The organism is Spirillospora sp. NPDC049652 (genome assembly GCF_040675125.1).
GTDB lineage: Bacteria > Actinomycetota > Actinomycetes > Streptosporangiales > Streptosporangiaceae > Spirillospora.
Window position 1 is genome coordinate 1 of the sequence record NZ_JBFAOF010000648.1, and the last position, 4,239, is coordinate 4,239.

Genomic DNA, 4,239 nt, shown 5'->3' on the forward strand with positions numbered 1-4,239 from the left:
GTCGTCGACCGCACCCCCGGGCCGCCGTCCGCACCGCCCTCCGCACCGGCCGCCGCCCGGCGGACCGCAGCCGAACCCGCGTCCGCCGACGGGGCGGACCCGTCCGTCAGGAGCCGCCGATGAGGATCAAGGGAATCGAGCTGCGCCGGATCGCGATGCCGCTGGTCGCGCCGTTCCGCACCTCCTTCGGCACCGAGACCGCCCGGGACGTCCTGCTGGTCCGGGTGGTCTCGGCCGGCGCCGAGGGCTGGGGCGAGTGCGTCGCCATGGACCTCCCGCTCTACAGCCCCGAGTACGTGGAGGGCGCGGCCGACGTGCTGCGCCGCTTCCTGATCCCCGCGCTGCCCAAGGGCGACGTGGACGTCCACACCGTCGAGCGGGCCCTGGAGCCGTACAAGGGCCACCGGATGGCGAAGGCCGCGCTCCTGACCGCCGTGCTCGACGCCGAGCTCCGCGAGTCCGGGCAGTCCCTCGCCCGCTACCTCGGCGCGTCCCGCGACCGGGTGCCGTGCGGCGTGTCGGTCGGCATCATGGACTCGGTCCCCGAACTGCTCGACGCCGTCGCCGGCTACCTCGCCGAGGGCTACGTCCGGATCAAACTGAAGATCGAGCCCGGCTGGGACGTCGCGCCGGTGCGCGCCGTCCGCGAGCGGTTCGGCGACGACCTGCCGCTCCAGGTGGACGCCAACGCCGCCTACACCCTGGTCGACGCGCCGCGGCTCGCCGAGCTCGACGCGTTCGGCCTGCTGCTGATCGAGCAGCCGCTCGCCGACGACGACATGGTGCAGCACGCCGAGCTCGCCCGCCGCCTGCGCACCCCGGTCTGCCTGGACGAGTCGATCGAGTCGGCCGCGGACGCCGCCGCCGCGCTCACCCTCGGCGCCGCGTCCATCGTCAACGTCAAGCCCGGCCGCGTCGGCGGCTACCTGGAGGCCAAGCGCATCCACGACCTGTGCCGCGCGCACGGTGTCGCGGTCTGGTGCGGCGGCATGCTCGAGACCGGCATCGGCCGCGCCGCCAACGTCGCCCTCGCCGCGCTGCCCGGCTTCACCCTGCCCGGCGACACCTCCTCGTCCCGCCGCTACTTCGCCGAGGACGTCACCGAGCCGTTCGTCCTGGAGGACGGGCACCTGGCCGTGCCGTCCGGGCCCGGCATCGGCGTCGAACCCGTCCAGGATCGGTTGAAGGACTTCACCACCGGGTCCGAGTGGATCAGCATGTGAGGCATGCCGCACATTCATCTGGACAGCGACCAGCCGGGGATCGTCGGGCTCTTCGAGTACCGGCCCGAGACCGGACGACCGATGAGCGAACTGGCGGAGGTGCTGCTGCGCGGGCCCGGGACGCTCGACCGGGGTGAACGCGAACTGATCGCCGCCTACGTCTCCGGCCTCAACGAGTGCGCGTTCTGCGCGGGATCGCACTCGGCGTTCGCCGCCGCCCAGCTGGACGGCGGCGCCGAACTGGTCGAGCTGACCCGCGCCGACCCCGCCGCCGCGCCCGTCTCCGACAAGCTCAAGGCCCTGCTGGCGATCGCCGGGGCCGTCACGCGCGGCGGGCGCGAGGTCACGCCCGAGCACGTCAAGCAGGCGCGGCTGCACGGCGCCACGGATCCGGAGATCCACGACACCGTGCTGATCGCGGCCGCGTTCTGCATGTTCAACCGCTACGTGGACGGCCTGGACGCCGTCACCCCCACCGATCCGGCCGCCTACACCGCCATGGCCGGGGCGATCGTCACCCACGGCTACCTGCGCATGTTCGCGCGACCGGACGGGGAGGGCTGAGCCGGACCGGGAGGGCGGATCCGGATCAGGAGGCTGAGCCGGCCTAGGCCGGCTCAGCCTCCGCGCGGACTCAGAACCCGATGTCGCGGGCGGCCAGTGCCGTCCCCTCGACCCGTGCCCTGACCTTGGCGAACGCGGTGTCGCGGGAGGTGGAGGTGTCGTCGGCGAAGGGGGAGAACCCGCAGTCGTCGCACGTCCCCAGCCGGTCGGCGGGCAGGTGGCGGGCCGCGGCCAGCACCCGGTCGCGGACCTCCTCGGCGGTCTCGATGCGCGGGTCGATGGGGTCGGTCACCCCGACGAAGACCCGCGCGTCGGGGGGCAGGTGCGCGGCGATGACGCTCAGCACCCGGTCCTGGTCGGGCTCGCTGGTCAGCTGGACGTAGAAGTTCCCGGCCCGCAGCCGGAACAGCTTGGGCAGCAGCTGCGCGTAGTCGACGTCCAGGCTGTGCGTGGAGTCCAGGTCGCCGCCCGGACACGTGTGCACGCCGATCCGCGCGCGCTCCTCGTCGCTGAAGCGCTCCAGGACGCGGTTGTTCAGCGCGACGAAGTCGTCCAGCACCCCGCCGCTCGGGTCGAGCTTGAGCGACAGCCGCCCCTCGGTGAAGTCGAGCTGGACCACGTGCGCGCCCGCGTCGAGGCAGCCGCGGATGTCGGCCTCGGCCTCGTCGACCAGGTCGTCCAGGAACTGCTCGCGCGGGTAGCCGTCGATCCCGTCGGCGGGATACATCAGGCTCAGCGCGGACGGCGCGATGACGGCCTGCTTGACCGGGGCGCTCGCGGTGCGCTGCGCCGCGCGCAGGTAGTCCGACGCGCGCCGCACGTACCGGAACGGCCCGGCGGTGAGGTGCGGGAGCTGGCGCATGTGCCCGTCGGCGAACGGGATGACGACCCCGTCGGGCGCCAGGCCCGCGAGCCCGGCGATCGGGTAGGTGGCGAAGCTCGGCTTGGCCTGCTCGCCGTCGGTGACGACCGGCGAGCCGATCTCCTCGAACCGGCGGATGGTGTCGGCGACGGCCCGCTCCTGCGCGGCCGTGACGTCGCGGCCGGAGGTGAGCGCGGCCAGGAGATCGGGGGGCCGCGGGATGCTGCCGATCGGCTCGGTTGGGATGCTCATACCGGTGACAGTAGATCACTCACAATGATCGGTCAATCACTAAAAGTGAGGAATCGTGCCCGCCGGGTTTCGCGCCCGCGGGGCCCGGCGGTCCGGGCCGTCCGAAACGGACCGGACCGCCGGGGGAGCGGTCAGGGGACCAGCTCCGCGTAGTGCTTCTGCAGGGCCTGCCGGTCGTCGGGGGTCCACTCCGGGACCTCCTCGCCGCGCAGCCGGACCTCGATCATGTCGAGCAGGTGGTGCCAGCCCGCGCCGTTGCGCGCCAGGATCATGATCGGGTCGATGTCCTGGCCCTCGGAGGCGGCCCGGATGTCGGCCAGGCTCATGACGTGGGTGAGACCGATCGTCGAGCCGCCGTCCGCCTCGTCCACCCGCCAGGTCACGACCGCGCTCGGGTTCATCTCCTGGAAGTAGGTGTGTTCGAGCAGGTGGGGCGGCTCCACCTTCAGGACCTTGTCCTCCACCCGCTGGGTCTCCATGTGGACCTCGACGATCCTCCCGCCGGGGCGCGGGTCGAACTCCTCGACCTCCACGCCCATCCACTGGGCGACCTCGGACGGGGTGGTGATGACCCGCCAGGTCTCGGTGGCCGGGTGGTCGAGCCGCCGCTCGTAGTGGAAGCGGGCCTGGTCGCCGTCGCGCTCGATGGTGCCGTCGGTCATTTCCTGCTGCTCCTTGGCGTCGGAATGGGTTGGCAGCGCGTCCGGCCGCCGCGACCAGCGGTCGCGGTGGGCGGCGAGCCAGGCGTCGATCTCCAGCAGCGGGGCCGGATCGACGCGGTACAGCCGGCGCCGGGCGTCGGCCCGCGACCGGACCAGGCCCGAGTCGCGCAGGACGCGCAGATGTTTCGAGACCGCGGGCTGGCTGATGCCGAGTCGCGCCACCAGTTCCCCGACGGACAGTTCACCGTCGAGCAGGACGTCCAGGATCCGACGCCGCTGCGGTTGCGCGAGCACCGCGAAAGCGTTCACTCTGAGTAATGTTCCATGTACGGTATATGGTGTCAAGAGCGCGCGCCGCGGCTGCGGACACGCGAGCGGACGGCCTCGGGTGACGGGCCGCGCGCCCCCCGAACCGGGCCTGCGAGCGCTGTCAGCCAGTCCCTCGGCGGCGCGACGCGGCGACCGGTTCCTCGTCCTGCGGGGCGACGCCCTTGAAGGTGAACTCGGCTTCTTCGCCGGTGCCTTCGGTGCCGACGATGATGATCTGCCCGGCCGACAGCTCGCCGTACAGGATCTTCTCTGACAGGTTGTCCTCGATCTCGCGCTGGATGGTGCGGCGCAACGGCCGCGCGCCCAGGACGGGGTCGTAGCCGCGTTCGGCGAGCAGGTTCTTGGC

The 4,239-nt window shown here is 72.5% G+C and carries 5 protein-coding genes; 2 read left to right on the forward strand and 3 right to left on the reverse strand.

What is annotated here, in order from left to right; genetic code table 11:
* Positions 1-119: 119 nt before the first annotated feature.
* Positions 120-1,223 (forward strand): o-succinylbenzoate synthase, encoded by a 1,104-nt coding sequence (gene menC, locus AB0J52_RS29840; protein WP_500185946.1) that lies wholly within the window; start codon positions 120-122, stop codon positions 1,221-1,223.
* Positions 1,224-1,226: 3 nt separating this feature from the next.
* The gene (locus AB0J52_RS29845) at positions 1,227-1,787 is read left to right on the forward strand and encodes a carboxymuconolactone decarboxylase family protein (RefSeq protein WP_500185948.1); all 561 of its coding nucleotides are present in this window, start codon (positions 1,227-1,229) and stop codon (positions 1,785-1,787) included.
* 70 nt (positions 1,788-1,857) lie between these two features.
* Here the strand turns inward: AB0J52_RS29845 and AB0J52_RS29850 are convergent, their stop codons facing one another.
* The 3 genes from AB0J52_RS29850 to AB0J52_RS29860 all read right to left on the reverse strand — a co-directional run.
* Positions 1,858-2,901, reverse strand: coding sequence for a cobalamin-independent methionine synthase II family protein (locus AB0J52_RS29850; protein ID WP_500185950.1), 1,044 nt, complete (start codon positions 2,899-2,901; stop codon positions 1,858-1,860).
* Positions 2,902-3,032: 131 nt separating this feature from the next.
* Positions 3,033-3,872, reverse strand: coding sequence for an ArsR/SmtB family transcription factor (locus AB0J52_RS29855; protein ID WP_500185952.1), 840 nt, complete (start codon positions 3,870-3,872; stop codon positions 3,033-3,035).
* A gap of 121 nt (positions 3,873-3,993) precedes the next feature.
* Positions 3,994-4,239: ClpB D2-like domain containing protein (locus AB0J52_RS29860; protein WP_500185954.1), on the reverse strand; the 246-nt coding region annotated here is incomplete at its 5' end.

What these genes read in the sequence shown, in the direction of transcription:
- AB0J52_RS29850 (WP_500185950.1), bottom strand. Translation starts at nt 2,901, where the DNA reads ATGAGCATCCCAACCGAGCCGATCGGCAGCATCCCGCGGCCCCCCGAT.
- AB0J52_RS29845 (WP_500185948.1), top strand. Translation starts at nt 1,227, where the DNA reads ATGCCGCACATTCATCTGGACAGCGACCAGCCGGGGATCGTCGGGCTC.
- menC (WP_500185946.1), top strand. Translation starts at nt 120, where the DNA reads ATGAGGATCAAGGGAATCGAGCTGCGCCGGATCGCGATGCCGCTGGTC.